Below are 26,316 nucleotides of genomic sequence, written 5' to 3' on the forward strand. Positions count from 1 at the left end.
GGCCGCGCGCTTCGTCCCTCAGGCGGTCCGGTCGGTCCGGCCCGCGCTGTCCAGCGCCGCCTGCGCCGCCGCCAGGCGGGCCACCGGCACGCGGTAGGGCGAGCAGGAGACGTAGTCGAGCTGCACGGTCTCGCAGAACTGGATCGAGGCCGGGTCGCCGCCATGCTCGCCGCAGATGCCGAGCTTGAGGCCGTTCTTCACGCGCCGCCCCTTCTTGGCCGCGATCTTCACCAGCGCGCCGACACCTTCCGGGTCGATCGAGACGAAGGGGTCCTTCGGGATGATGTTCTTCTCGACATAGGCCGGCAGGAACTTGCCGGCATCGTCGCGCGAGAGGCCGAAGGTGGTCTGCGTCAGGTCGTTGGTGCCGAAGGAGAAGAAATCGGCCGATTCCGCGATGGAATCGGCGGTGAGGCAGGCGCGCGGCAGCTCGATCATGGTGCCGATCATGTACTCGATCGTCGTGCCCGCCTCGGCGAAGACCTTGGCGGCGATGCCCTCGACCTGCGCGCGGGTGATGTCCAACTCGCGCTTGGACATGACGAGCGGGATCATGATCTCCGGGATGGGGGCCGTGCCGGTCTCCTTGGCGACCGCGATGGCCGCCTCGAAGATGGCGCGGGCCTGCATCTCGTAGATCTCGGGGAAGGAGATGCCGAGGCGGCAGCCGCGATGGCCGAGCATCGGGTTGGCTTCCGAGAGATCCGCCGCGCGGCGCTGCATGGCGCTCGCCTCCACGCCGAGGCCGACCGCCACTTCCGCGATCTCCTCCTCCGTGTGCGGCAGGAATTCGTGCAGCGGCGGGTCGAGCAGGCGGATGGTCACCGGCAGGCCCGCCATAATGCGGAACAGCTCGGTGAAGTCGCTGCGCTGGAAGGGCAGCAGCTTGGCGAGCGCCGCGCGCCGGCCTTCCTCATGCTCGGCCATGATCATCTGGCGCACCGCGCCGATGCGCGCGGGGTCGAAGAACATGTGCTCGGTGCGGCAGAGGCCGATGCCCTCGGCGCCGAACTTGCGCGCCGTCTCCGCATCGAGCGGGGTTTCGGCATTGGCGCGCACCTTCATGCGGCGCACGCCATCGGCCCATTCCATGAGCTTGGCGAAATCGCCCGAGAGCTTGGGCTCGATCATCGGCACGGAGCCGAGGAAGATCTCGCCCGTCGCACCATCCAGCGTGATGGTGTCGCCCGCGCGGACCACATGCCCGCCGGCCGATAGCGCCTGCGCCGCGTAATCCACCGCGATGCCGCCGGCGCCGGCCACGCAGGGCCGGCCCATGCCGCGCGCGACCACGGCAGCGTGGCTGGTCATGCCGCCGCGCGTGGTGAGGATGCCGCGCGCCGCGTGCATGCCATGGATATCCTCGGGGCTCGTCTCGATGCGGACCAGGATGACGCTCTCGCCCTTCTGCGAGCGCATCTCGGCCTCGTCGGAGGAGAAGACGACGACGCCGCAGGCTGCACCCGGCGAGGCGGGCAGGCCCTTGGAGAGCAGCTTGCGCGGCGCCTTGGGGTCCAGCGTGGGGTGCAGCAGCTGGTCGAGCGAGCCGGGGGCGACGCGCTTGATCGCCTCCTTCTGGTCGATCAGCCCCTCGGCGCACATGTCCACCGCGATCTTGAGCGAGGCGGCGGCGGTGCGCTTCCCGTTGCGCGTCTGCAGCATGTAGAGCTTGTTCTGCTGCACCGTGAACTCGATGTCCTGCATGTCCTTGTAGTGCTTTTCCAGCACGTCGCGGACGCGGACGAGTTCCTGGTAGGCGGCGGGCATCACCTCTTCCATCGGCTTCTCGCCGGGCTTGGCGCGGAGCGACGACATGGGCTGCGGCGTGCGGATGCCGGCCACCACATCCTCGCCCTGGGCGTTCACCAGGTATTCGCCGTAGAACATGTTCTCGCCGGTGGAGGGGTCGCGCGTGAAGCAGACGCCCGTCGCGCAATCCTCGCCCATATTGCCGAAGACCATGGCCTGGACGTTCACCGCCGTGCCCCAGCTCGCGGGGATGTCGTGCAGGCGGCGATAGGTGTTGGCCCGCGCATTCATCCAGGAGCCGAAGACGGCGCCGATGGCGCCCCAGAGCTGGTCATGCGGGTCCTGCGGGAAGGGCTTGCCGGTCGCTTCCGCCACCACGTCCTTGTAGCCGGCCGCCACGATCTTCCAGTCCTCGGCGGTGAGTGCGGTGTCCTCCGCCACGCCGCGGTCGAGCTTCACGCCCTCGATGATGTCCTCGAACTGGTGGTGGTCCACGTTGAGGACGACCGCGCCGAACATCTGGATGAAGCGGCGGTAGCTGTCCCAGGCGAAGCGCGCATCGCCCGAGGCGCGGGCGAGCCCTTCGACGGTCTGGTCGTTCAGGCCGAGGTTCAGCACCGTGTCCATCATGCCCGGCATGGAGACGCGCGCGCCGGAGCGGACGGAGACCAGCAGCGGCTTCTCGGTGTCGCCGAACTTCAGGCCGACCGCGGCCTCGACGCGGGCCAGCGCCGCGTTCACGGCGGCCTTCAGGTCGGCCGGGTATTGCTGGCCATGGTCGTAGTAGTAGGTGCAGACCTCGGTCGTGATGGTGAAGCCGGGGGGGACGGGCAGGCCGATGCTGGCCATCTCGGCCAGGTTGGCGCCCTTGCCGCCCAACAGGTTGCGCATGTCGGCGCGGCCTTCATTGTGCCCGGCGCCGAAGCTGTACACCCACTGGGTCATGCGAGGTTCCTTCAGGATTCGATCTTTGACAGGTCCGCCACCTGATCCATGGCGCGCCTGAGGCGTGACAATAGCCGCAAACGGTTCTGGCGTAACGAGGGGTCATTGACCATCACGCCCTCGAAGAAGGCATCCACCGGGGTCCGGAGGGCGGCGAGGCTGGCCATGGCGGCGGGGAAGTCCTCGGCCGCGAGCGCCTGGGTGACGGCCCCCTCGGCGGTGGTGAGCGCGGCGTTCAGCGCCTGCTCCTGCGGCAGGGCCAGCAGGGCCTCGTCCACCGGGCCGTCATGCGGGCCGTCCTTCTTCTCCTCGATGCGCAGGATGTTCTGGGCGCGCTTGTAGGCGGCGAGAAGGTTGGTGCCGTCCTCCGACTCGACCAGGGCCCGGAGCGCATCCGCGCGGGCGAGGATGCGCAGGATGTCGTCATCCCCGATGAGGCTGGCGGCGATGATATCGTGCCGCGCGCCCTCGGCGCGGAGCTGGACGCGCAGGCGCTCGGCGATGAATTCGCGCAGCGCGCCGCTGGTCGCATCGCGATACTCCGCGTAGCGGTAGAGCGGGCCGTGCCCCTCTTCCTCCGCGACGGCCTTGTCGCCCACGGATAGGGCCTTGAGCCCCAGCCATGGGAAGGCCTCGTCCAGCCGGTCCAGCTCATGCTGCGCGGCGGAGACGTGCGTGTTGTAGATCTGGCCGATCACGGCCGCGCTGTGCTCCAGGAAGGGCACGCGCAGCGGCAGCCGGAGCCGCGCCTCGCGGATGATGCGGATGAGGCCGAGGGCCGCGCGCCGCAGCGCATAGGGGTCGCCACTGCCGCTCGGCTTCTCGCCGATGATGAAGAAGCCGGCCAGCTGGTCGATCTTGTCCGCCAGCGCCACGGCCACCGCCACCGGCTCGCGCGGGACCTCATCGGTGGGCCCGAGTGGCCGGTAATGCTGGGCGATGGCGTCCGCGACGCGCGCATCCTCGCCCTGCAGCCGCGCGTAGTAGCCGCCCATGATGCCCTGCAATTCCGGGAACTCGCCCACCATGCCGGAGGCGAGGTCCGCCTTGGCCAGCCGCGCCGCGCGCTCGGCGAGCTGGGCATCCGCCCCCACCATCGGCGCCAGATGCGCGGCGAGCTTCGCGATCCGCTCCACCCGCTGCGCCTGGGTGCCGAGCTTGGCGTGGAACACCACGCCCGTGAGCTTCGGCAGGAACTCCTCCAGCTTCTGCTTGCGGTCCTGGTCCCAGAAGAAGCGCGCATCCGAGAGCCGCGCGCGCAGCACGCGCTCATTCCCCGCCACCAGGGCGGCGCCGCCATCGGAAGCGGCGATGTTGGACACGATCCCGAAGAACGGCGCCGCCCGCCCATCCGGATGGCACAGGGAAAAGTAGCGCTGGTTCACGCGCATCGAGGTCCGCATCACCTCGGCCGGCAGGTCCATGAAGGCGTCGTCGATGCGGCCGAGCAGCGGCACCGGCCATTCCACCAGCCCCGCGACCTCGGCCAGCAGCCCCTCATCGGGCACCACCTCCAGGCCCTTCTCGGCGGCGAGTTTCGCCACGCCATCGCGGATCAGCGACATCCGCTCCGCCACATCGGCGATCACGTAATGCGCGCGCAGCTTGGCCAGGTAATCGGCATGGCCCGTCACGGCCACGGCGCCGGGCGCATGCACGCGATGGCCCTCGGTCACGTCGGCCGCCACCAGCCCATGCGCCGCATCCTCGCCGCGCGCGAGGCGTACCGGCACCACGCGCCCATCCAGCAGGCAGAGGATGCGCTGCAAGGGCCGCACCCAGTTGAACTGGCTGACGCCCCAGCGCATGGATTTGGGCCAGGGGAAGGCCCAGAGCAGCTCGGGCAGGGCGCGCGTCAGCAGCGCCTCGGCCGTGATGGTCTCGCCCGGCTTCACCAGCACCAGGAAGCCGTTCTGCTCCACCAGCATATCCGCCGTCGCGCTGTGCTTCTTGAGGAAGCCCGCCAGCGCCTGTTCGGGCGCGCCCACGCGCGGCCCGCGTTCCTCCTTCGCCGCCGTCTCGGCGGAGAGCGCCATCTCGGCGACCAGGCCGATGCGGCGCGGGCCGTAGAAGCCCCGCGCCTCGCCTTGCAAGAGCGGCGCCAGCGCCGGCTTGATGAGGCGCGAAAGATCTTCGGCGGCCCGCGCCTGCATGCGCGCGGGGATTTCCTCGGTGAGGAGTTCGATCAGCAATTCGGGCACTAGAGGGCGGCTTTCACATCGGTTTGGGCGAAATCATCGCCCTTGAAGAGGAGGGGTTCGTGGCGGGCGCGCGCGAGCGCATAGGCGAAGCAATCGCCGAAATTCAGGCCGGCCGGGTGGCGCCCCTTGCCGAAGCGGCGAAACCCCTCGCGCGCCAGGGCCGCGTGTTCGGCCGTGAAGGGGATGACCCTGGCCGAGATACGCCCCAACAGGGCATCCAGCCGCGCCGCCGCATCCGCCCCGCCGCGGCCCTCGCAGACCATGTAGGCCTCCACCAGCGTGGCCGCCGAGATCCCGCACTCGCCGCGCAAGGCCAGGGCGCGCTCCATGTCGGGCGCATCCTCCTCCTCGTAGAGCATGGCGCAGAGGGCCGAGGTGTCGATGATCACTTCGGCAGGCCGTTCTCGTCATAGAGGTCGGAATGATCGCTCGTCGTGCCCGGCGGAAACAGGCGCGAGGCGTTGCGCGTGATCTCCCGGATCGCGGCCAGCCGCTCGGCCACCCGCTCCTCCTCCTGCGCCTCGGCCGCGTCCACCAATTGGCGCAGCGCATCGGTGACGCTGGTCTGGCGCCGCGCCGCGATGCGGCGAAGCCTCTCGATCAGCGCCTCGTCCTTGATGTTCAGCTGCCCCATGGTAGAATCTCCGATGAAATTCTACCCTAGACCGGTTCCCGAAGCCAGCTTTCGCAGCAGGCCTTCGCCAGCGCCCGCACGCGCCCGATATAGGCCGCGCGCTCGGTCACGCTGATCGCACCCCGCGCATCCAGCAGGTTGAAGCGGTGGGACGCCTTGATGCAGTGGTCATAGGCGGGCAGGGCCAGGTGCCGCGCCACCAGCGCATGGCATTCCTGCTCGGCCTCCTCGAATTGCCGCTTCAGCAGCGCCACGTCGGCGTGCTCGAAATTATGCGCGCTGTATTCCACCTCGGCGCGGTGGAAGACATCGCCATAGGTCACGCCGCGGCCGTTGAAGTCGAGGTCGTACACGTTCTCGACGCCCTGGATGTACATGGCCAGGCGTTCCAACCCGTAGGTCAGCTCGCAGCTCGGCACCTCGCAGGGGATGCCGCCCACCTGCTGGAAATAGGTGAACTGCGTCACCTCCATCCCGTCGCACCAGACCTCCCAGCCCAGGCCCCAGGCGCCCAGCGTCGGGCTTTCCCAGTCATCCTCCACGAAGCGGATGTCATGCAGCGCGGGGTCGAGGCCGAGCGCCTTGTAGCTCTCCAGCAGCAGGGCCTGCGGGTCGCGCGGCGAGGGCTTCATGATGACCTGGTACTGGTAATAGTGCTGCAGCCGGTTCGGATTCTCGCCATAGCGGCCATCCGAGGGCCGGCGCGAGGGCTGCACATAGGCGGCCGACCAGGGCTTGGGCCCCAGCGCGCGCAGCGTGGTGGCCGGATGGAAGGTGCCCGCGCCCATCTCCATGTCATAGGGCTGGAGGATGAGGCAGCCCTGCGCCGCCCAGCTGCGGTGCAGGGTGAGGATCATGTCCTGGAAGCTGAGCGGCTTGGTCATGCGGGGCTTCTAGCGCCGCGCGCCGCGATCTCCAACGGGCGGCGCGCATGCCCGCCTCGCCGGAATCACCCGGCCGCATGGCGGCCGGCGCCGCCCACGAGCCCGTGTCGCCCAGTGCGCCCGTGGCGCGGCGAAGCCAAGCGCGCGGAGCGCGCGCCCGGCGCCTGAGGGCATCAAAAACGTCTACCGCGTCACGTCGGGAAAAAAGCGCACCCCACTCGCCGCCGGCCCGCCGCCAATCCCCACCGGCGCGCCATCCGCCCGCCAGCAGGAGGCGCCCTCCATCATCCCATCCGCGTGGAAGCGGATCGCCCCCATGCCGCCCGCCACATGCGGCACGGCGAGCGGCTCATGCCCCATCGCGGCCAGCGCCTCGCGCGTCGCGGCGCCGAAGGCGGGCTCCATCTCCAGCGGGCCGCCCATGGTCCAGGCGCGCGGCGCCTCCACCGCCTCCTGCACCGACATGCCGTGATCCACCAGGTTCATCACCGCCTGGAAGGTCGAGGCGAAGATGCGCAGGCCCCCCGGCAGCCCCAGCGCCGCGTAAGGCGCCCCGTCGCGCCGCAGGATCAGCGGCGACATGGAGGTGGTGACGCGCTTGCCCGGCTCGATGGACTGCGCGAGGCCCGGGCGCGGGTCGAAGAGCGCCATGTAGTTGTTCGGGATCAGCCCGCTCTCGCGCAGCAGGATCTTGGCGCCGAACAGGCTGTTGATGGTGTGCGTGCAGCAGGCGATCCGCCCCTCGCCATCAGCCACCGTGATGTGGGTGGTGTTCGCGCTCTCCCGGTTGGTCAGCCCCGCCGTCCAGACCTGCGCTCGCGCGAGGTCGAGGAAGCCGCGCCGCTCGGCCGCGTATTCCTTGCTGATCAGCTTCGCCACCGGCACCTTGAGGAAGGCCGGATCGGCCGTGGCCACCGCGCGGTCTGCGAAGGCCATCCTGAGCGCCTCGGCGATCAGGTGCAGCGTGGCCGGCGTGCCGAAGCCGCTGGCCGCGATGTCATAGGCCTCCAGCAGGTTCAGCATCTGCAGCACATGCACGCCCCCGGCCGAGGGCGGCGGGGGGCCATAGACCTCGATGCCGCGATAGGTGCCGCGCACCGCCTCGCGCCGGATCACGCGGGCGGCGGCCAGGTCATCCGTCGTGATGATGCCGCCCTTGCGCGCCAGGTCATGGCTGGCCGAGGTGCCGAGGTCGCCCTGGTGCAGCGCATCCGCGCCCTCCGCCGCGATGGTCCGCAGCGTCTCGCCCAGCGCGCCGTTCACGAGGCGCGCGCCCACCGCCAGCGGCGCGCCATCCGGCAGGAACAGCCGCGCCATCCCGGAATCGAGCGCCAGATCCGCCGCCGTCTCCTGGATGCACTCGTTCAGATAGCCCGAGACGGTGAAGCCGCGCTCGGCCAGCCGGATCGCGGGCGCCACCACATCGGCCATGGAAAACCGCCCATGCCGTGTCAGCGCCGCCTCCCAGGCCAGCAGGTTCGCCGGCACCGCGACCGACTGCCCGCCGCGCAACTGGCGATGCGGCTCGCGCCCCTCGAACATTTCGGGCCGGGCCGAGAAGGGCGCGCAGGCCATGCCGTCCAGCACCTCATGCGTCCCGTCCGGATGCGCCAGATGCATCAGGCCGCCGCCGAAGAGGCCCACCATCATCGGCTCGCAGACCGAGAGCGCCAGGATGGCGGCGACGGCGGCATCCACGGCATTGCCGCCCTCGGCCAGCATCTGCGCGCCGGCGGCACTCGCCGCCGGGTGGTTGGTGACGACCATGCCGCGCGCGCCGGTGGCCGGCTGCTTGCGGGGGGTGAAGACGGTGCCCGCGCGGGCCTGCCAATCGCTCATGCGCGAAGGCTCGCGCGATGCCGGCCGGGCGGCAAGGGGGCGCGCCTCAGAAGGCCCGCGACAGCCCCGCATAGATGGCGCGCCGCGGCAGGAATTGCGGCGCGCCGACCCCGATGCCCGAGCCGTCGCGCAGCTGCACCACCTGGTCCGTCACGTTGATCAGGTCCACCCGCGCGGTCCAGGCGCCGCCGTCAAAGGCGCGGAATTCCTGCGCGAAGCCGAGATTCATCGTGGCATAGGCCGGCTGCTTCTCGCTGTTCGCGAAGCCGCGCCGGAGCCCATTGCCATAGTAGGCCGTGGCCGAGGCGCGCGCCCCCTCCCACGGACGATAGCTGGCACCCGCCGAGGCGGTGATGAGCTGGTCATGGTCGGTGCGGACATATTTGCCCGCGATGTAGCTCAGCTCCTCCGGGTCGAAGTTGAACTGGCTGCTGCGGATATTGGTGCCGACCGCGCGCGAGAGGGTGAGGTTGGCGAAGACGCTCAGCCGCTCCGTCGTCCATTGCCCGGTGAACTCGATGCCGTAGCTCTGCCCGCGCGCGTAGTTGAAGGGCGTGAAGACCAGCGCGCGGCCGAACTGGCCGAGATCGAGCATGTCGGTCGCCTGCTTGTACCAGGCGTTGCTGCCGAGCGTGAGCTGCGGTGTCACGCGCTGCGAGATGCCGGCCGAGAAGTAGTTGCTGCGCTCGGGCCGCGGTGTCGCGCCGTATGTGCCGGGCGGCGCGCCGGTGGTGTCCGCGAACTGGCTGACGGTGAAGGGCGTGATCAGGTCCTGCGCGGGCGGCGTGAAGTAGCGCGCATAGCCGAGCGTCAGCGTCGTCCCGTCCCAGGGCCGCCAGACGGCGTTGATGCGCGGCGAGACCTGGCCCGCCTGGACCGCCTGGTCGGCATAGTCGCCGCGCAGGCCGAAATTCAGCGTGAAGCGGTCGGTGATGCGCCACTCATCCTGGAGGTAGATGCCGTAGAGCCAGGAGGTGCGGCTGTTGTTGTTGATGACGGGGAAGGCCGCGTCGAACACCTCGCCATCCGCGTCCACGGGGAAGACGTAGCTCGTGTTCCAGGCGCGCACGCGCTCGGCCATGGTCATCAGGCCGAAGCGCAGCGTGTGCTCGGCATTGAGGCGGTAGGAGGCATCGGCCTGTACCCCCGCCGCCTGGGAGAGGCGCTGCAGCCCGGTGGCGACGCCATTGAAGGCGAGCTCGCCCTGCACATCGGGGATGTATTTGGTGGAGGAGCGGCGCGCGAAGCCCGCCACCTGCCAGTCCAGCGCGGCCTCGCTGCCCTGCAGCGCCACGATGCCGAACTGGTTGCGCTCCCATTGATGCGCGTTGAGCCGGGCGCTGTTGAAATCCGTGAGGCCGTTCACCGGATATTCCTGCGGCTGGCCCGGATTGTTCGGCATCTGGAAGCGGTTGGCCGAGGCGCCGCCGATGACGCTGATGCGCGTGGAATCGGTCACGGGCCGTGAGACGGAGAGCAGACCGCGATATTGGTTCGTCCGGTTGTGGATGGAATCATAGGAGCCGGTGGGCGGCTCGATCCCCTGCAGGCTCTGCTTCGTCGTCCCCATGGCGAAGACGTCCCAGCCATTGAACACGCCGGCATAGCCGATGGAGGGCTGGAAGGTGCGGAAGCTGCCGCCATAGACGCTGGCCCAGCCGCCCGGATTGGAGGTGCCGGAGATGAGGTTCACATCCACCACGCCGCCCGTGCGATAGCCGAATTGCGCGGGCAGCGAGCCGGTCAGCAGCGAGAGGGAGCGCACGCCCCGCGCATCCAGGAAGGCGCCGAAGCCCTGGATGCCCTCCGGGATGGTCACGCCATTGATGCGGTATTGCAGGTTGCGGTGCTCGCCGCGGATGTGGATCTCGCCGAAGCTGTCCTGCACCACGCCGGGGAAGGTGAGCAGCAATTCGTTGATCGGCGCCTGCACGCCCTGGGGCAGGCCCTCGATGGCGTTGCGGTCGAGCGTCGAGACGGTGGCGCCGAGCGTGGGGGAGATGGTGTTGCGCGCCGCATCCAGCCGCCGCGCCTGCACCACCGTATCCGGCACCTCCTGTGGCTCCTCCGCGCGGGCGGGGAGAAGGCTGGCGCCCAGGGGGAGGGCGGCGCCGAGGGCGGCGGCGGAGAGGCGGAGGGCAGGGCGCATCGGGCGGGCTCACTTTGGTGGTCGCCCGAAACGTTATGTTATTACATAAACCACGCCAAGGGGGGTGGCGGCGGCGGTGCGGGGATGTCCGGCAGGTCCGGCCGCGCGGCCCAGAGCGCGTCCAGCCAGGCGGCCGGATCGGGCGCCAGGGGATTGGGGCCCGGGGGTGTGATGGGGGGGATGACGGGGGGCGTGATGGGCGGCTCCAGCGCGGGGGGCGGCGCCGCCAGCGTGTCGGCGGGGGGCAGGGGGAGCGTGAGGGCCGGCTCCGGCGCGGCGGGCGGCTCTGGCAGGGCGGGACGCTCGACCGGCGGCGGCGCGAGGGTGACGGGTGCCAACGGCGGCAGGGCCTCCTGCCCTGCCGGGGGCAGGGGGGCGATCAGCCCGGGCATGGCCAAGGCGGGCGGCGTGAAGGCCGGGGTCGCCGGGACGGGCGCGGGCTCCGGCGTGGCCCAGAGAAAGGAGAGGTCCTGCGGCGCACCGAAGGACCAGGCGAGGCGAGGGGTCTGGGCGAAAAGCATGGCCCTGGATACAACCCGGGCCTGCATTCCGCAACCAATTTTTAACCAAAAAAGAGATTATTCACGTTATCCGAGTCGAAACAGCCGATCCTCGCGTGTCGGTTGCGCCCCGCCCGCCGCGCGGACGCCACCCCAGAGCGAGGCGGCGACCGAATCCACAACCATGACGCCATGCCGATCCTCGATCTCCCGCGCCGCCGGCAGGCCGCGGAAATTCGTGCAATGGATCGCCACCGCCTGGGTCGGCGCCTCGGCCACGGCGGATTCCATCAGCGCCCCCACCTTCGCCGAGTCATGCAGCGCGAAGCTGTAGTTGCCGGGGTCTTCCAGGTGGCGCTCGGCCGTCACGGTGAAGCCCTCCCGCGCCAGATTGGCCAGGATCGCCGCCTGCACATCGGCGAGATAGGGGGTCACCAGCGCGAGGCGCGTCATCCCCGCCAGACGCAGCGCATCCCGGAGCGCCAGCGTCGCCGTCGTCGCCGGGATGCCGGTGCGGGCCGTGATGGCGGCGCAGAGCGCCTCATCCTGCGCGAAGCCGAGCCAGGAGCCCGAGGTGCCGGCCCAGCAGATGGAATCCACCTTCGCATCGGCCAGCATCTCGGCCGCCGCCAGCACCGGGCCGGGGTCGAATTGCTGGTTCGCCGCCTGGCCCAGATTGATGGCCAGCACGCGGAACCGCGCGAAATGCGCGGTGATGCCGGGGCTGTCCCGCAGCAGCCAGGCCATGGCCGGCTCGAGGACGGTGTTGGAGGAGGGGGTGAGGAATCCGAGGCGCATGCGCCCCGTTAACCGTTTAGCCCCCCCGTCTCAACCACCGGGCGTGAAGTTCTGCGCGTCCTGCCCGCGCGTCGCCCAGCCGGTGGTCCGCCGCTCGATGAACTCCGCGATCCAGTAGAGCATGATGCCCATCATCCCCGTCACGATCAGCCCGGCAAACACCAGGGGCACGTCGAAGCGCGAGGAGGCCACCATCATCAGCCGCCCGATGCCCGCATTGGGCGCGACACTCTCCGCGATGATCGAGCCGACGAAGGCGACCGTGATCGCGATCTTCAGCGAGGCGAAGAAATAGGGCATCGCCCGCGGCAGCCCCACCTTGCGGATGATGTCCGACGGCTTGGCCCCCAGCGCGCGCAGCACGTCCCGCAACTCGGGCTCCACGGTGGCGATGCCGGTCGCCACATTCACCACGATGGGGAAGAAGCTGATCAGGAAGGCCGTGATGATGGCCGGCCAGACGCCGATGCCGAACCAGATGATCAGCACCGGCACCACCGCCACCTTGGGGATGGAGTTGAAGGCGATCAGCAGCGGGTAGAGCCCCTTGTAGACCAGGGTGGAGGAGCCGATCGCCACCCCCAGCAGCAGCCCCGCCACCACGGCGAGCCCGAAGCCCGCCAGCGTGGAGAGCAGCGTGTGCAGGCTGTCATCCAGCAGCGGCTTCCACCACTTCACGGCCGCCGCGAAGACGTCGGAGGGTGCCGGCAGGATGAAGGTGGAGATGCCGAACAGGTCGGTCGCCAGCTCCCAGAGGATGAAGGTGCCGGCGATGACCAGCCAGGGCAGCCAGGCCTGCAGGGTGCGGCGGCGGCGGGCCGAGGCGGCCAGCGCCTCGATGCGGGATTGCGCCTTGCTCGCCATCAGGTGACCTCCTCGCCCTTGCGGGCCAGCGCGATGAAGCCGCGCAATTCGGCCACCAGCTTCGTGAATTCCGGTTCCACCATCGTCTCCTGCGTGCGCGGCCGCGCGAAGGGCACGGTGCGCTCGGCGATGATGCGCCCCGGGCGGGCGGACATCACCAGCACGCGGTCGGCGAGGTAACACGCCTCCCGCAGGTCATGCGTCACCAGCACCACGGTGGGGCGGCGCGCCATCCAGACCTGCTGCAGCACGTCCCACAGATCCTCGCGCGTGAAGACGTCGAGGGCCGAAAACGGCTCGTCCAGCATCAGCAGGGGCGGCTCATGGATCAGCGCGCGGCAGAGGCTGGTGCGCTGCTGCATGCCGCCCGAGAGCTGGTAGGGATATTTCGCGCCAAAGCCTTCCAGCCCAACCAGCTTCAGCAGGTCCAGCGCCTTCTGCTCGTATTTCGCGCGCTCGGCGCGCAGGCGCTTGCGGTGCTCGGGCACCACTTCCAGCGGCAGCATCACATTGTCGAGGATGGTGCGCCAGGGCAGCAGCGTCGGGTTCTGGAAGGCCATGCCGACGAGGCTGAGCGGCCGGTCCACCTCCTCGCCCGCCACCACCACATTGCCGTCGGTCGCGGGCCAGAGGCCGGAGACGAGGCGCATCAGCGTGGATTTCCCGCAGCCCGAGGGGCCGACGACGGCGATGAACTCGCCCTTCGCGACGTTCAGGCTGCAATCCTGGAGCGCGAGCGTGCCCTCGACCCCGCCATAGCGCATGGCGACGCGATCGATCTCGACGAAGGGGCGGGTCATGCGGGCCTCCGGGCTGTCCTGGCATGTTCAGCTAGCAGCCCGGGGCGGCGCTTCCCACCGCATGCATGTGCGGCGATGCGTCCGCCGCACCCGGCCTGCCTCGGAATCGGGCGGCAGCCTCCCGCCACCGCCCGGGAAGCATTCAGATGCGGCGTTGTTCCGCGGGCGGCAGGAAGTCCGGGACGTAGAACTGCGCCGCCTGGAGGCGCGGCGTCAGGTTGAAGGCGCCCTCCACGGCCGCGATGCCCGTCTGCATCCGGCCCATGTCCACGGCGGAAAGCCCATGGGCGCGGACATTGTCGGTCATGATCACGCGCTCGACATTGAGCTGATGCCGCTCCATCTCGAGCGCCGCATCGGTCAGCGGCTCCACCTGGCGCAGCACCTGGATCATCCCGGCGGGGTTGCTCAGCGTGTCGCGGAAGCCGCGGATCAGGGCGGCGACCGCGCCGCGCAGCACCTGGGGGTTCCGCTCGGCGAAGGCGCGGGTGGTGAGCAGCGCGCCCCCATAGAGGTCCAGCCCGTGGTCGTAATACATCATGATCCGCTGCTGCGGGATCTGCAGGCCGATGCCCTTGAGCGCGAGGGCCGAGGTGGTGACGAAACCCGTCACGCCCTCCACCTCGCGCCGCACCAGCATGGGCTCGCGCAGCGCCGGCGCGACCGAGAGGAAGGTGACGCGCGAGGCATCCACCCCGGCGGCCCGGGCGAAGGCGGGGAAGAGCTGGCGGCCGGAATCGAAATCGGGCGCGGCCAGACGCCGTCCCTCCAGGTCCTTCGGCGTGCGGATCGGCCCATCGGCGCGGGTGATGACGCAGAGCGGCGCGCGGTCATGCAGCACCGCCACGCAGATCAGCCCGCTGTCGGGATTCTGCGCGAGGAAGCGGATGGCGGGGTTGATGTCGGCATAGCCCATGTCATGGCTGCCCGCCGCCAGCGCCGGCGGCACACCGCCCGAGCCCTGGCCGCGATCGATCTGCGCATCAATGCCCGCCTCGCGGAAATAGCCGCGCTCGCGGGCCACCAGGGCGAAGGCGTTGGGCGACTGGAAGGCCCAGTCGAGCGTCAGGCGCAGGCGGGTCGGCGCCTGGGCGCGCAGCACGGAGGGCGCGGCCAAGGGGGCGGCGAGGGCGGCGGTTCCGGTGGCGAGGAGCAGATGGCGGCGCGGCGTCATGGCGTTTTCCCCTGAAGGCGAGGCGCCCCTCTAGCAGGAGCCCCGCGACCTCGCATCCCCCTCATTGCTGCGGCGCGCGCAACTCCCCATTGTGAGGACAACCATGAGGAGAACACCATGACCGGAGTGCCCGACATCTCGCCCACCGACACCTGGGCCGCGCTGGAAAAGGACCCCAACGCGCTGCTGGTGGATGTGCGGACCGATGCGGAATGGAATTTCGTGGGCGTGCCGGACCTCTCGGCCCTGGGCAAGCAGGTGGTGCTGATCCCCTGGCAGGTCTTCCCGGGGATGCAGGTGAACGGCCATTTCGTGGAGCATCTCCGCAAGGCGGGCGTGACCGCCGAGAGCCACGTCTTCTACATCTGCCGCTCCGGCGCGCGCAGCCTCGCCGCCGGCCAGGCGGCCCAGCATGGCGGCTTCCCGCACGCCTATAACGTGGCCGATGGCTTCGAAGGCCCGGTGGACCATGAGGGCCATCGCGGCACCGTCGCCGGCTGGAAGGCCGACAAGCTGCCCTGGCGGCAGCGCTGACGCCAACCCCGCCCCTCACCGCCACCGCCCTGCTGCTGGGCGAGCGCCTGGACCTGCGCGGCCTCTCCCGCGGCGCGGGCGGCGGCGCGGAGCCGGTGATCCTGACCGGTGGCGCGCATCCGGCCTTCGCCTTCCGCTGGGGCGCGCTCGTCACCTTCGGTGCCGGCGAGGCGGAGCGCGCCGCGCTGGTGGCCCGGCTTTCGGGCCGCATCACGGCGCCCCTCGCCCAGCCGCTGATCGAGACCGCCCAGGTCTCGGGCGGCGCCGAGCGCGACGAGGTGAGCGAGACGGGCGAGATCCGCCTCATGGATCTCGGCCTGCCGCGCCTCGGCCTGCTGGCCGATGCCCTGGCGAAGAGCGCCGCCCTCAGCCATCAGGAAATGGCGCTGGACCGCACGCTGGACGGCATGGAGCCGGTGGTGGCGCGGCTGCGCGAGCGGGGGCGCCTCGGCTTCCTCTCACGCGGGCTGATGCGCGCGATCGGTGCCGCGCTCTCCGCGCGCGGCCGCGCGAATGCCCGCATCCAGGCCGCCGACAAGCCCGACCAGCTCTGGGAACACCCGGAGCTGGAGCGCCTGCATCAGCGCCTCAGCGACGAGTTCGAACTGCCCGAGCGCTGCGCCGCGCTGGAGCGCAAGCTCGTCATGGTGGGCGAGATCATGCAGACGCTGCTCTCCGTCATCCAGGGCCAGCGTTCGCTGCTGCTGGAACTGGCCGTCGCCAGCTTCATCTTCATCGAGGTGGCGGCGACGCTCTACGGGCTGCTGGCCCGGTAGAGCATGATGCGTTGAGGCGGAATCGCCGAAACGCCGGATCATCCTCTCGGCAAAACCTGGAGCGAGCGAAGTGAACGCATGTGAACGCCGCACGCTCTGGGGCGCGCCGGTTTCACGCCGCATGCCGCCGGCCGCTCAGGCCGTGCCCGCCACCGTCGTGCGGAACATCAGCCGCTGGTAGCGCTCATGGTCGAAGAGGCTCGCCGTGTGCAGCGTGCAGCGATTGTCCCAGATGACGAGGTCGCCCGCGCGCCAGCGGTGGCGATAGACGAAGCGCTCCTGCGTCGCATGCGCCATCAGTTCCTCGATCAGCGCGGCGCTCTCTTCCACGCCCATCCCCTCGATGTGGCTGGTCACGGCCGGGCAGAGGAACAGCGAACGCACGCCGCTCACCGGATGGGTGCGGACCAGCGGATGCGCCACGGGCGGGAAGGCGCGGCGCCTGGCCTCCTCCATCGGCGGGCGGCCCGGCGTGTGGCGGCGGTTCCATTCGGAGAGCGTGTAGAGGCAATGCACGCCCCTCAGCCCCGCGATCCGCGCCTTCGTGGCATCGGGCAGGGTCTCATGTGCGGCGACGGCGTCGAGGAACCAGGTCTCGCCGCCCTCGGGCGGGCAGATCGCGCCGTAGAAGAGCGAGGCCGCACTCGGCACTTCGCGGAAGCTGCTGTCGGCGTGCCATTGCTCCACGCCGCGCGCGAAATTGGCCGTGATGCCATCGGCGGCGTAATTGCCGACGCAGAACACCTCCGGGTAGCGCGGATGCACGGCGGAAGCGGCGGCGTGATGCTCCAGCGGCCCCATGCGCCGGCTGAAGGCCACCTGCGCCGCCGGGTCGTTCGGCACGTCGCGGATCAGCAGCACATGGTGGCGGTGGAAGGCGTCGAGGAAGGCCTGGAAATCCGCCTCCGGCACGTCGCCGGCGATGCGAAGGCCGGACAATTCCGCGCCGAAGCTCGCCTCCAGCGGGCGGATGGCGATCGAGGGGATCATGTTCAACTCCGGAGCGTGGCGGCGGGCCGGATGACGGGCGTTTCCCGGCAGTATGGGCCACCGGCCGCCCGGCGCAAGGAGGCCCGCGGCGCTCATTCCGCCGGCACCGGCCCCTGGATGGCTTCCGGCCTGAGCGGCGCGGGCGTCGCCGCGCGCGGCTTCCGCCAGGGCAGGGCGAGGGCATGCAGCGCCGGCACCAGCAGCAGCGTGGCCAGCGTGGCCACGCTCAGGCCGCCGATCATCGCGATCGCCATCGGCCCCCAGAAGACCGATTGCGTGAGCGGGATGAAGGCGAGGATGGCGGCCAGCGCCGTCAGGATCACCGGCCGCGCGCGGCGCACCGTGCTGCCGATGATCGCCTCGCGCAGCTCGATCCCCGCTTCCAGATCCTGCTGCACCTGGTCCACCAGGATGAGCGTGTTGCGCATGATCATCCCCGCCAGCGCGATGACGCCCAGAAGTGCCACGAAGCCGAAGGGCGCATCCATCAGCAGCAGCGCCGCCGCCGCCCCCGGAATGCCGAGGGGTGCCGTGGCCATCACCAGCGCCATCCGGCCGAGATGCCGCAATTGCAGCATGAGCAGCGCCATCATCACCGCGACCATGACGGGAAACAGCGCAAACAGGCTCGCATTCGCCTTGCCCGATTGCTCCGTCGCCCCGCCCACCTCCAGCCGGTAGCCCGGCGGCAACCCCGCGATGAAGGGCGCCAGCACCGGCATGGCGGCCGCCGTCACATCCGGCGCCTGCAAGCCGGGCTGGATGTCGGAGCGGACCGTGATGAACGGCTCCCGGTTGCGGCGCCAGAGGATGGGCTCCTCCATCACCGGCACCAGGCGGGCGACCTGGCTGAGCGGCACCGGCCCGCCCGGTGTCGCGAGCGAGAGATCGCCCAGCCGGTCGAGTGCCGCGCGCTCCTCCGGCACGGCGCGCAGCCGCACCTCCACGCCGCGCGTGCCCTCGCGGATGGTGGTGGCGGTGACGCCCGAGAGCAGCGTGCCCATCGAGGTCGCGACCGCCTGGGGCGAGAGCCCGATCTGCGCGATGCGCTCGCGGTCCAACTCCAGGCGCAGCGCGGGTGCCAGTTCGCTCCAGTCCGTCTGCACATTGCGCGTGCCGGCGACGCCGCGCAGCAGCGGCACCGCCTGGTCGGCCAGCCGCCGCAGCTCCATCGGATCGGGGCCGACCAGGCGGAACTGCACGGGGAATGGCACGGGCGGGCCGAAATCCAGGCGCGAGACGCGCACGCGCGCCTCGGGGAAGGCGCCCGCTTCCTCCATGGCGATCAGCCGCTCGCGCAGCGCCTCGCGCGCCGGCACGTCGCGGCTTTCGATGACGATCTTGGCGAAGGCCTCGTTCGGCAGGTCGGGGTTCAGCGCGAGGAAGAAGCGCGGCGCGCCCGCGCCGAGATAGGTGGTGAAATGCGCCACGTCGAAATCATCGCGCAGCACCGCCTCGATGCGCTTCGCCACCTCATCCGTGGCCGCGAAGCTCGCCCCCTGGCGGAGGTTGATGTCCACCAGCAATTCGAGGCGCTGTGAGGCCGGGAAGAACTGCTTCTTGGTCTTCGCCATCCCCACCATGCCGGCGGCGAGCCCCGCCAGCATCACCACCAGCAGTGTCACGCGATGATCCACGCACCACTCCACGCCGCGGCGCAGCGCGCGGTAGCCGCGCGTGTCATGCGCGTCATGCGCGGGGTTGTGCGGCGCGGCCTTGAGCAGCTTCGCCCCCAGCCAGGGCGTGAAGGTGACGGCGACGAGCCAGCTCGCCACCAGCGCAGCCCCCACCACCCAGAAGATCCCGCCCGCATATTCGCCCGAGGTGGAGGCGGCGAAGCCCACCGGGATGAAGCCGGCCACCGTGACGAGCGTGCCCGTCAGCATCGGCCCCGCCGTGCTGGTCCAGGCGAAGCCCGCGGCGCGCGTGCGCTCCCAGCCCTGCTCCAGCTTCACCGCCATGGCCTCGATCGCGATGATCGCGTCATCCACCAGCAGGCCCAAGGCCAGGATCAGCGCGCCGAGCGAGATGCGCTCCAGCTCCGTGCCGCGCCAGACCATGAAGAGAAAGACGAAGCTGAGCGTGAGCGGCACGGCGAGTGCGACGATGACGCCCGCGCGAAAGCCCAGCGAGAGGAAGGAGACGAGCAGCACCACCCCCAGCGCGGCGGCCAGCTTCACGAGGAACTCGTCCACGCTCTCGCGCACGATATGCGGCTGGTCCGCCACGGCATCGAGGCTGAGGCCCAGCGGCAATTCGCCGCGGATGCGCGTGAGCTCCGCCCGCAGCGTGGCGCCGACGCGCAGCACATCCTGCCCCGGCTGCTTGGTGAGGCCGATCAGCACGGCCGGTTCGCCCAGATGCCGGATCGCGCGCTCCGGCGGGTCCGCGAGGCCGCGCGTGATGCGCGCCACATCGCCCAGCCGGATGGTGCGCCCCTCGGCCGCCAGCGGCAGCGCCGCGATGCTGTCCACCCCGTCCAGCCCCTCGGGCAGGCGGAGATTCACCCGCGTGCTGCCCGTCTCCACGGTACCGGCGGGTGTCACCGGATTGTGCCGGGCGAGTGCGTCCAGCACCGATTGCGGGGTGATGCCGAGTGTCGCCAGCCGCGCATGGCTGATCTCGACCTGGATGCGCTGCGGCTGCTCGCCGAAGAGCGTCACCTTCTCGATGCCCGGCAGGCGGCGCAGCCGGTCACGCAGGCGTTCGGCCTGGCGCACCAGCTCGGCATTGTCCGCGCCGCGCAGCGCGAGCACGGCGGAGAACACGTCCGAATATTCGTCGTCGAAGAAGGGTCCCTGCACGCCGGCGGGCAGGGTCTGCCGCATGTCGCCCACGCGCTTGCGCACCTGGTACCAGAGCCCGGCCACGGCGGCGGGCGGCGTGTCGTCGCGTAGCGTGACCGTGATGGTGGAGACGCCGGGGCGCGAGAAGGTCTGCAGGACATCGAGCCAGGGCAGTTCGGAGAGCTTCGCCTCGATGCGGTCCGCCACCTGGTTCTGCATCTCCTCCGCCGTGGCGCCGGGCCAGGCGGCGGAGACGATCATCACCTTCACGGTGAAGGCCGGGTCCTCGGCACGGCCGAGCTTTCCCCACCCCCAGGCGCCGGCCAGCAGCAGCAGGATCATGGCGAAGAGGGTAAGCTGCCCCTGGCGGATCGCCCCCTCGGAGGGGTTGAAGCGGCCCATCATCGCATCGCCCCCGCCAGGCGCTGCTCCACCGGCCGCACGCGGCTGTCCGGGTCGAGCAGCTGCGCGCCCATCGCCACGATGCGCGTGCCCTCGGGCAGGCCCGTGCGGATGGTGGCCATGCTTTCCGACAGGCCCAGCACCGTGACCGGCGCCGCCTCGACCGCGCCCCCGGCCGAGAGCCGCCAGACCATCGGCCCCTGGCCGCGATCATGCAGCGCCGAGAGCGGGATGCGGGCACTGGGTGCGGCCGCCTCGGCCGCGATCCGGATGGTCGCCGTCATGCCGAGCCGCGCCCAGTCCGGCGCATCGGGGATCGCGAAGCGCGCGGCATAGGTGCGCATGTTGGGGTCGGCCTGGGCCGCCACCTCGCGCAGGCGCACGGGCAGCGCCACCTCGGGCCGCGCCCAGAAGCGGGCCGTGGCCTCCATCGCGCCGATCGCGGTCTCGGGCAGTTGCACCAGCACCTCGCGCTCCGAGGGGTCGGCCAGGCGCAGCACGGGCGCGCCTTCCGCCACCACCTGTCCGGATTCGGCCAGGATGGCGGTGACGCGGCCCGCAGCCGGCGCGCGGAGTTCGGCGTAATCCAGGCGGTTGCGCGCCAGATCCCGCTGGGCCCGGGCGGCGGCGAGACGCTGCGTCGCTGCCCGCGCCGTCGCCTCGCGCTGCTCATGGAAGGCGGCGGCGACATGACCGGCCGCGACCAGCGCGCGCGAGCGTGCGGCGTCATTCACCGCCTGGGCGGCGGTGGCCTCGGCCGAGAGCACATCGGCCTCGGCCGCGCGCAGGGCCAGTTCCAGGTCGCGCGGGTCGAGCCGGAACAGCACCTGCCCGGCGCTGACCTCGGCACCCAGATCCACCAGCCGCTCGGCGATCCGCCCGCCGGCGCGCAGCGCCACATCCGCCTCGCGGCGGGCGCGCACCACGCCGGTGAAGCTCGGGCCGGCATCGGCCGGGAGATGGCGGATTTCCGCGACCTGGACGGGGCGGGGGGCGTCTTCGGGCGGGGGTGCGGCGGTCTTCGCCTCGGGCAGGCAGGCGGTCAGCAGCAGCAGGAGGAGGGGCGAGGGACGCATGGCAGGGCTCCGTGATCGGAGCCATAATGACTATTCACTGACGAAAATCAATAATCATCAGAGATCAGTTTTTGGCAATCCCCGCCAGCATCAGGTCCAGCGCCGCCTGCTGCTGCGTGCCCAGCTCCTCCGGCGTCTGGCCACGGCCCAGGCAATCCGCCAGCAGGATCGGGTGAGTCCAGAGCAGCAGGCACTGCTTGAAGGTCATCGCGATCCCCGTGGGGTCGAGGGAGCGGAACTCGCCCGCCGCCATCCCCTCGCGCAGCAGCCCCTCCCAGATGGCGAGAACACGGGCGATGAAGCCCTCGATCACGCCCCAATGCTCGGTCATGGCCGCACCCACCATGTCGTGCATGCGCTTCTCGGCGAAGAAGAGCTCGACATCGCGGCGGTAGAGATGCGCGGCCGTGGCCCGCAGCCGCTCGCCCGCGCCGCCCTTGCCCGCCGCGATCGCCTCCAGCTCATTGCCGATCGTGTTCAGCAGCCGCTGCGTGATCGCCTCGTTGATCGCGCTTTTCGAGGGGAAGAAGCGATAGACATTGGCCGGCGACATGGCGCAGGCCTTGGCGATGTCCGCCACCGAGGTCTTCTGGTAGCCGATCTGGCGGAACAGCGCCTCGGCCGCATCGGCGATGCGCGCGCGCGTCGCGCTTTGCGGGTCCATGGCGTTCATGGTCGGTCCCTGAGAGAAATGAGAAAAAGCTTCAGATGAAATTGGGCCACCACCCCGCGCGCCGCAAGCCTCTTGCGGAACGGTCCGGTCCGGGCATGCTGCCCCAAACCCCAGGAGGAAGCCCCATGCCGCTGCCGCTCGTCACCGAATATCTCTTCTCGATGGACCTCACCGTGGGCGCGCCCCAGATGGTGGGCAAGGGCCCGGACGGGCATGACCTGCGCGTCGTCGCCGTCACCGGCGGCACCGTCACCGGCCCGGCGCTCCAGGGCGAGATCCTGGGCGGCACCGCGGCCGACTGGCTGCGCGTCGAGGCCGACGGCACCGCCCATATCGACGTCCGCCTCACCATCAAGGCGGCCTCCGGCAGCCTGGTCTATGTGCAGTATTCCGGCATCCGCACCGGCAAGCCCGAGGTGCTGGCGCGCCTCGCCGCCGGCGAGGCGGTGGACCCCGCCGAGTACTACTTCCGCACCACCATGCGCTTCCAGACGGGTGCCGCCGACCTCGCCTGGATGAACCGCACGCTGGCCGTCGGCACCGGCCAGCGCCCGCCCTCCGGCCCGCGCTACGACGTCTACGCGGTGCGCTGACCGATGAGCGACCTGCCCGCGCGCGTGGAGATCACCGAGGAAGGCCCGCGCGAGGGCTTCCAGATCGAACCCGGCCCGATCGCCACGGCCGACAAGATCGCGCTGATCGACGCGCTCTCGGCCACCGGTGTCACGCGGTTGCAGGTCGCGAGCTTCGTGAGCCCCAAGATCGTCCCGGGCTGGGCCGATGCGGAACAGGTCGTCGCCGGCTTCACCCCTCGCGCGGGCGTCGCCTACACCGCGCTCTGGTTCAACGCGAAGGGTCTGGCGCGCGTCCAGTCCTTCGCCGACCGGCTGACGATCGAGGGCTCCATCACCGTCACCGGCTCCGAGGCCTTCACGAAGCGCAACCTCAACCGCAGCCATGCCGAGCAGCTGCTGGCCCAGCGCCGGCACGTGGCCGAGCACCAGGCGGCCGGCGTGCCCATCACGCGCGTCTCGCTCCAGGCCGCCTTCGGCTGCAATTTTTCCGGCGCCGTCTCCACCGCCCAGGCCATGGCGGCACTGACCGACGCCATGCGGATCGCCGAGGAGACCGGCTGCGACATCCAAAAGATCTCGCTGGCCGACAGCATGGGCTGGGCCAATCCGCTGCTGGTCGAGCGCCTGGTGGCCGCCGTGCGGGAGAGGTTTCCGGGCCCCAAGCTCTCGCTGCACCTGCATGACACGCGCGGCCTCGGCATCGCCTGTGCCGCGGCCGGCCTTCGCCTGGGTGTGGCGGCCTTCGACGCGGCCGTGGCGGGCCTGGGCGGCTGCCCCTTCGCCGGCCATCCGGGCGCGCCGGGCAATATCGCGACGGAGGAGCTGGTCTTCCTCTGCGAGGAAATGGGCATCGCCACGGGGATTGATCTCGACGCGCTGATCGAGGCCGCGAAGCTGGCCGAGCGCATCGTGGGCCACCGCCTGCCCTCCAACCTGCTCCGCAGCGGCGGCCTGGCCGCCTTCCGCCGCGCGGCCTGAGGGTCAGCGCGTCAGGCGCGCGCCGCCACGCGCATCCCGCCCCGCCCCCAGCCGGGCGGCGGCGGCGCGGGGCAGGCCGGGAGGGTCAGCGCCCGCAGCGCCGGCCGGCCGATCAGGTAGCCCTGCATCAGCTCCACCCCCATGTCCCGCAGCACGGCATATTCGCCCGCCGTCTCCACGCCCTCGCAGATCGCGGTGATCTCCAGCTCGGCCAGGATGCGCAGCGTGCCCGCCAGGATGACGCGGCGCGCGCGATCCTCATCGAGGCCGCGCACCAGCGCCATGTCGAGCTTGACGATGTCCGGCTGGAAACTCGCCAGCAGGCTGAGCCCTGCATAGCCCGCGCCGAAATCATCGATCGCGGTCCTGAACCCCATCGCCTTGTAGGCGCGCAGGATGTTCAGCAGATGCGCCGTGTCCACGCTCTCTGATTCGGTGAATTCGAAGATGATGCGGTCGAGCGGCAGGCCGTGCCGCATGCCGGTGGCGAGCGTCAGGCGGATGCAGGCCTTGGGCTCATACACCGCATTGGGCAGGAAATTGAGCGAGAGCGCGGCCCCGCTTTCCGCCAGGCCGAGCCCCGCCGCCAGCTCGATCGCCGTGGTGCGGCAGAGCTGGTCGAAGGCGTAGCGGTTCTCCTCCGTGACGAGGGAAAGCACCTCCCCCGCGCCCGCGCCATCCGCGCCACGCACCAGCGCCTCCTGCGCGAAGACCTCGCCGGTGCGGATGTTCAGGATGGGCTGGAACGCCATGGTGATGGCGTGCGGGAAGCCGGCGCCGTCGCGGCATCCCCGGCAGCTCGTCTGGGTCGTCACGTCACTCTCCGGCCTTGCGGAGCGACAACGCTACGCCTGGAATGTTAACGCAAGCCTTTCGCGGCTCAGCCCAGCACCGCCGAAATCCGGCCCACGGGCGAGACCGCGCCCGCCCATTTCTGCCCCGCGACCGGCGGCGATCCCGTGGCGAGGCCGGTCACCACCAGCGCCGCCCCCGCCGGCAGCCCGCCCCAGCGCAATGCCTCCTCGCCCGCCTGGCGCATGAGGGCCGCCAGCGGCGCGCGCAGCGGGCGCGGCCGGGCGCCGGTGAGGCCGATCCGCGCCTCGCCATCCTCCGGCAGCGTGCCGATCCAGCGCTTGCCCACCAGCACGAGGCCGAGCCCGCCCAGATCCGCCACCTGATGCGCCGCATCCGCGGCCCCCGCCGTGTAGCGCGTGGCCGCGATGTCGAGCACGGGATGGAAGGCGGAGAAGACCGGCTCGCCGCCCTCGAAGGCCTCGCCCAGCACGCCCAGCACGCCCACGGAGATGCGTGGGCTGCGCAGCGCGGAGAGGGCCACCGGCGTGCCCACGCGCAGCATGCGGGGTGCCAGCAGCGGCGCGGAGAGCAGGGTCAGCCCATCCGGGCCGGGCGCGAGGCGCACGCCGCAGACCGGCAGGCCCAGCGCCTCCACCAGCTCGGCCGCGATCGCCTCGCCCGCCGCGACATCGGCGGGCCGGAGGTCATCGGGGAAGGGGGCCAGCGAATGCCCCGTCTCCCAGGCCTCGCCCAGGAACTTCGCCGCTTCGGCCGCACTCATCGCAGCGGCGGGAGTTCGGGCATCTCCTCCTCCTGGAAGCCGCCCTCGGGCGGGGATTCCATGGAGACGGCGGGCGGGCCGGCGTCACCGCCATAGAGCTGCTCGGGCAGCCAGGTGACCAGGCCCGGGAAGGCGTAGACCATCAGCATGGTGAAGACGACGATGTAGATGAAGGGCATGCAGCCCTTGAAGATGTCCTCGATCTTCACGTGCTTGGGTGCGACGCCCTTCAGGTAGAAGGCGGCCATGGCGACCGGCGGCGAGAGGAAGCTCGTCTGCAGGTTCAGCGCGATCAGGATGCCGAAGAACAGCGGGTCCACGCCGAAATCATCCAGCAGCGGCAGGAAGATCGGCACGAAGATCACGATGATCTCGGTCCATTCCAGCGGCCAGCCGAGGACGAAGATGATGGCCTGCGCCAGCAGCATGAAGGTGAAGGTGTTGAGCGGCAGGCTCTTCACGAACTCCTCCACCACGCCCTGGCCGCCGAGATAGCCGAAGACCGAGGAGAAGATGTAGGAGCCGACGAAGAGCCAGCAGACCATGGCACTCGTGCGCGCCGTCAGGAACACGCTTTCCTTCAGCTTCTGGAAGGAGAAGGAGCGATAGGCGACGGCGAGGAGGATGGAGCCGAGCGAGCCCATGGCGGCCGCCTCGGAGGGGGTGGCGAGGCCCATCAGGATCGCGCCCAGCACCATGGCGATGAGCAGCGCCAGCGGGAAGAAGCTGGTCAGCAGCGCCCAGAGCAGCTTGCCGAAGGGCACCTGCACCGCATCGGGCGGCAGGCGGGGGGCCACTTCCGGCTTCACGATGGCGATGCCGATCGCGTAGGCGATGTAGAGACCGGCCAGCGTGATGCCCGGGATGAAGGCCGCGGCGTAGAGCTGCACGACCGAGACGCCGGCCGTCGCGCCATAGAGGATCAGCATGATGGAGGGCGGGATGAGGATGCCGAGGCACCCGCCCGCGCAGACCACGCCGGCCGCGAGCTTCACGTCATAGCCCGCGCGGAGCATGGCCGGGAAGGCCAGCAGGCCCATCAGCGTCACCACCGCGCCCACGATGCCGGTGGCGGTGGCGAACAGCGCGCAGGTGGCGAGTGTGGCGACGGCCAGCGATCCCGGGATGTTGCCCGAGGCCATCTGCAGCGCGCGGAACAGCCGGTCCAGGATGTTCGCGCGCTCGATGATGTAGCCCATCAGCACGAAGAGCGGCACGGAGATCAGCACGTCGCTCGACATCACCGCATAGGTGCGCTGGATCAGCAGATCGAAGACGCGCTCGCCCATGCCGAGATAGCCGAAGAACAGGCCCATCGCCATCAGCGTGAAGGCGATGGGGAAGCCCAGCAGGATGAAGAAGAGGAACAGCAGGAGCTGCGTCAGGCCAAGGCCGGCGTCGGAGATCATGGTG

Annotated in this window: 23 protein-coding genes; 4 read left to right on the forward strand and 19 right to left on the reverse strand. The window is 70.6% G+C overall.

The annotated features are described in order from the left end of the window. Positions 1-18 precede the first annotated feature (18 nt). From ppdK to ACQ860_RS19545, 12 genes are all read right to left on the reverse strand, one after another. The gene (gene ppdK, locus ACQ860_RS19490; RefSeq protein ID WP_431304993.1) at positions 19-2,694 is read right to left on the reverse strand and encodes a pyruvate, phosphate dikinase; all 2,676 of its coding nucleotides are present in this window, start codon (positions 2,692-2,694) and stop codon (positions 19-21) included. Positions 2,695-2,705: 11 nt separating this feature from the next. Then, positions 2,706-4,895, reverse strand: coding sequence for a glycine--tRNA ligase subunit beta (gene glyS / locus ACQ860_RS19495; RefSeq protein ID WP_431304994.1), 2,190 nt, complete (start codon positions 4,893-4,895; stop codon positions 2,706-2,708). After that, entirely contained in the window at positions 4,895-5,284 is a 390-nt protein-coding gene (locus ACQ860_RS19500) for a type II toxin-antitoxin system VapC family toxin (RefSeq protein ID WP_431304995.1), read from the reverse strand. The genes glyS and ACQ860_RS19500 overlap by 1 nt, the downstream gene beginning before the upstream one ends. After that, positions 5,281-5,529: a type II toxin-antitoxin system VapB family antitoxin gene (locus tag ACQ860_RS19505; protein ID WP_431304996.1), complete on the reverse strand. Its 249-nt coding sequence runs from the start codon at positions 5,527-5,529 to the stop codon at positions 5,281-5,283. The genes ACQ860_RS19500 and ACQ860_RS19505 overlap by 4 nt, the downstream gene beginning before the upstream one ends. Positions 5,530-5,555: 26 nt before the next feature. Continuing rightward, on the reverse strand, positions 5,556-6,413 hold the full coding sequence (locus ACQ860_RS19510; RefSeq protein ID WP_431304997.1) for a glycine--tRNA ligase subunit alpha: 858 nt from the start codon (positions 6,411-6,413) through the stop codon (positions 5,556-5,558). 183 nt (positions 6,414-6,596) lie between these two features. Beyond that, the gene (gene ggt / locus ACQ860_RS19515) at positions 6,597-8,252 is read right to left on the reverse strand and encodes a gamma-glutamyltransferase (protein WP_431304998.1); all 1,656 of its coding nucleotides are present in this window, start codon (positions 8,250-8,252) and stop codon (positions 6,597-6,599) included. Between the two features lie 46 nt (positions 8,253-8,298). After that, positions 8,299-10,401: a TonB-dependent receptor gene (locus ACQ860_RS19520; RefSeq protein ID WP_431304999.1), complete on the reverse strand. Its 2,103-nt coding sequence runs from the start codon at positions 10,399-10,401 to the stop codon at positions 8,299-8,301. A gap of 41 nt (positions 10,402-10,442) precedes the next feature. Further along, positions 10,443-10,922 (reverse strand): hypothetical protein, encoded by a 480-nt coding sequence (locus ACQ860_RS19525; protein ID WP_431305000.1) that lies wholly within the window; start codon positions 10,920-10,922, stop codon positions 10,443-10,445. A 66-nt stretch (positions 10,923-10,988) separates the two neighbouring features. Beyond that, positions 10,989-11,699, reverse strand: a complete 711-nt coding sequence (locus tag ACQ860_RS19530) for a maleate cis-trans isomerase family protein (protein ID WP_431305001.1) — start codon at positions 11,697-11,699, stop codon at positions 10,989-10,991. A 30-nt stretch (positions 11,700-11,729) separates the two neighbouring features. Next, on the reverse strand, positions 11,730-12,563 hold the full coding sequence (locus ACQ860_RS19535; RefSeq protein ID WP_431305002.1) for an ABC transporter permease: 834 nt from the start codon (positions 12,561-12,563) through the stop codon (positions 11,730-11,732). Continuing rightward, positions 12,563-13,363, reverse strand: coding sequence for an ABC transporter ATP-binding protein (locus tag ACQ860_RS19540; RefSeq protein WP_431305003.1), 801 nt, complete (start codon positions 13,361-13,363; stop codon positions 12,563-12,565). The genes ACQ860_RS19535 and ACQ860_RS19540 overlap by 1 nt, the downstream gene beginning before the upstream one ends. Positions 13,364-13,505: 142 nt before the next feature. Then, positions 13,506-14,537 carry an ABC transporter substrate-binding protein gene (locus tag ACQ860_RS19545; protein ID WP_431305004.1) on the reverse strand — a complete coding sequence of 344 codons (1,032 nt, stop codon included), beginning with the start codon at positions 14,535-14,537 and terminating at the stop codon, positions 13,506-13,508. 117 nt (positions 14,538-14,654) lie between these two features. Here ACQ860_RS19545 and ACQ860_RS19550 point away from each other — a divergent pair, with 117 nt between their 5' ends. Next, entirely contained in the window at positions 14,655-15,071 is a 417-nt protein-coding gene (locus ACQ860_RS19550; protein WP_431305005.1) for a rhodanese-like domain-containing protein, read from the forward strand. A 95-nt stretch (positions 15,072-15,166) separates the two neighbouring features. Further along, positions 15,167-15,847 carry an RMD1 family protein gene (locus tag ACQ860_RS19555; RefSeq protein WP_431305006.1) on the forward strand — a complete coding sequence of 227 codons (681 nt, stop codon included), beginning with the start codon at positions 15,167-15,169 and terminating at the stop codon, positions 15,845-15,847. A gap of 135 nt (positions 15,848-15,982) precedes the next feature. Here ACQ860_RS19555 and ACQ860_RS19560 read toward each other — a convergent pair whose 3' ends face one another. The 4 genes from ACQ860_RS19560 to ACQ860_RS19575 all read right to left on the reverse strand — a co-directional run bounded on the left by ACQ860_RS19560 (position 15,983) and on the right by ACQ860_RS19575 (position 21,774). Continuing rightward, positions 15,983-16,837 (reverse strand): TauD/TfdA dioxygenase family protein, encoded by an 855-nt coding sequence (locus ACQ860_RS19560; RefSeq protein ID WP_431305007.1) that lies wholly within the window; start codon positions 16,835-16,837, stop codon positions 15,983-15,985. A gap of 92 nt (positions 16,838-16,929) precedes the next feature. Next, the gene (locus tag ACQ860_RS19565; protein ID WP_431305008.1) at positions 16,930-20,028 is read right to left on the reverse strand and encodes an efflux RND transporter permease subunit; all 3,099 of its coding nucleotides are present in this window, start codon (positions 20,026-20,028) and stop codon (positions 16,930-16,932) included. Continuing rightward, positions 20,025-21,101 (reverse strand): efflux RND transporter periplasmic adaptor subunit, encoded by a 1,077-nt coding sequence (locus ACQ860_RS19570; RefSeq protein WP_431305009.1) that lies wholly within the window; start codon positions 21,099-21,101, stop codon positions 20,025-20,027. Before ACQ860_RS19570 ends, ACQ860_RS19565 begins: the two co-directional genes overlap by 4 nt. Positions 21,102-21,165: 64 nt before the next feature. Then, positions 21,166-21,774 (reverse strand): TetR/AcrR family transcriptional regulator, encoded by a 609-nt coding sequence (locus ACQ860_RS19575; RefSeq protein ID WP_431305010.1) that lies wholly within the window; start codon positions 21,772-21,774, stop codon positions 21,166-21,168. A 125-nt stretch (positions 21,775-21,899) separates the two neighbouring features. On the opposite strand from ACQ860_RS19575, the gene ACQ860_RS19580 reads away from it, so the two are divergent. Both ACQ860_RS19580 and ACQ860_RS19585 read left to right on the forward strand, forming a co-directional pair. Then, on the forward strand, positions 21,900-22,367 hold the full coding sequence (locus ACQ860_RS19580) for a DUF3237 domain-containing protein (RefSeq protein ID WP_431305011.1): 468 nt from the start codon (positions 21,900-21,902) through the stop codon (positions 22,365-22,367). A gap of 3 nt (positions 22,368-22,370) precedes the next feature. Beyond that, on the forward strand, positions 22,371-23,327 hold the full coding sequence (locus tag ACQ860_RS19585; RefSeq protein WP_431305012.1) for a hydroxymethylglutaryl-CoA lyase: 957 nt from the start codon (positions 22,371-22,373) through the stop codon (positions 23,325-23,327). Positions 23,328-23,338: 11 nt separating this feature from the next. On the opposite strand, the gene ACQ860_RS19590 is transcribed toward ACQ860_RS19585, so the two are convergent. From ACQ860_RS19590 to ACQ860_RS19600, 3 genes are all read right to left on the reverse strand, one after another. After that, positions 23,339-24,142, reverse strand: coding sequence for an EAL domain-containing protein (locus ACQ860_RS19590; RefSeq protein ID WP_431305013.1), 804 nt, complete (start codon positions 24,140-24,142; stop codon positions 23,339-23,341). Between the two features lie 65 nt (positions 24,143-24,207). Beyond that, positions 24,208-24,903, reverse strand: coding sequence for a hypothetical protein (locus tag ACQ860_RS19595; RefSeq protein WP_431305014.1), 696 nt, complete (start codon positions 24,901-24,903; stop codon positions 24,208-24,210). Then, positions 24,900-26,312: a TRAP transporter large permease gene (locus ACQ860_RS19600; RefSeq protein ID WP_431305015.1), complete on the reverse strand. Its 1,413-nt coding sequence runs from the start codon at positions 26,310-26,312 to the stop codon at positions 24,900-24,902. The genes ACQ860_RS19595 and ACQ860_RS19600 overlap by 4 nt, the downstream gene beginning before the upstream one ends. Positions 26,313-26,316: the final 4 nt, after the last annotated feature.

The organism is Sediminicoccus sp. BL-A-41-H5 (genome assembly GCF_050632405.1).
Lineage (GTDB): Bacteria > Pseudomonadota > Alphaproteobacteria > Acetobacterales > Acetobacteraceae > Roseococcus.

Coding starts and splice junctions, on each gene's coding strand:
- ppdK (WP_431304993.1), bottom strand. CDS start 2,694: ATGACCCAGTGGGTGTACAGCTTCGGCGCCGGGCACAATGAAGGCCGC.
- ACQ860_RS19505 (WP_431304996.1), bottom strand. CDS start 5,529: ATGGGGCAGCTGAACATCAAGGACGAGGCGCTGATCGAGAGGCTTCGC.
- ACQ860_RS19510 (WP_431304997.1), bottom strand. CDS start 6,413: ATGACCAAGCCGCTCAGCTTCCAGGACATGATCCTCACCCTGCACCGC.
- ggt (WP_431304998.1), bottom strand. CDS start 8,252: ATGAGCGATTGGCAGGCCCGCGCGGGCACCGTCTTCACCCCCCGCAAG.
- ACQ860_RS19520 (WP_431304999.1), bottom strand. CDS start 10,401: ATGCGCCCTGCCCTCCGCCTCTCCGCCGCCGCCCTCGGCGCCGCCCTC.
- ACQ860_RS19525 (WP_431305000.1), bottom strand. CDS start 10,922: ATGCTTTTCGCCCAGACCCCTCGCCTCGCCTGGTCCTTCGGTGCGCCG.
- ACQ860_RS19530 (WP_431305001.1), bottom strand. CDS start 11,699: ATGCGCCTCGGATTCCTCACCCCCTCCTCCAACACCGTCCTCGAGCCG.
- ACQ860_RS19535 (WP_431305002.1), bottom strand. CDS start 12,563: ATGGCGAGCAAGGCGCAATCCCGCATCGAGGCGCTGGCCGCCTCGGCC.
- ACQ860_RS19540 (WP_431305003.1), bottom strand. CDS start 13,363: ATGACCCGCCCCTTCGTCGAGATCGATCGCGTCGCCATGCGCTATGGC.
- ACQ860_RS19545 (WP_431305004.1), bottom strand. CDS start 14,537: ATGACGCCGCGCCGCCATCTGCTCCTCGCCACCGGAACCGCCGCCCTC.
- ACQ860_RS19550 (WP_431305005.1), top strand. CDS start 14,655: ATGACCGGAGTGCCCGACATCTCGCCCACCGACACCTGGGCCGCGCTG.
- ACQ860_RS19560 (WP_431305007.1), bottom strand. CDS start 16,837: ATGATCCCCTCGATCGCCATCCGCCCGCTGGAGGCGAGCTTCGGCGCG.
- ACQ860_RS19565 (WP_431305008.1), bottom strand. CDS start 20,028: ATGATGGGCCGCTTCAACCCCTCCGAGGGGGCGATCCGCCAGGGGCAG.
- ACQ860_RS19570 (WP_431305009.1), bottom strand. CDS start 21,101: ATGCGTCCCTCGCCCCTCCTCCTGCTGCTGCTGACCGCCTGCCTGCCC.
- ACQ860_RS19575 (WP_431305010.1), bottom strand. CDS start 21,774: ATGAACGCCATGGACCCGCAAAGCGCGACGCGCGCGCGCATCGCCGAT.
- ACQ860_RS19580 (WP_431305011.1), top strand. CDS start 21,900: ATGCCGCTGCCGCTCGTCACCGAATATCTCTTCTCGATGGACCTCACC.
- ACQ860_RS19585 (WP_431305012.1), top strand. CDS start 22,371: ATGAGCGACCTGCCCGCGCGCGTGGAGATCACCGAGGAAGGCCCGCGC.
- ACQ860_RS19595 (WP_431305014.1), bottom strand. CDS start 24,903: ATGAGTGCGGCCGAAGCGGCGAAGTTCCTGGGCGAGGCCTGGGAGACG.
- ACQ860_RS19600 (WP_431305015.1), bottom strand. CDS start 26,312: ATGATCTCCGACGCCGGCCTTGGCCTGACGCAGCTCCTGCTGTTCCTC.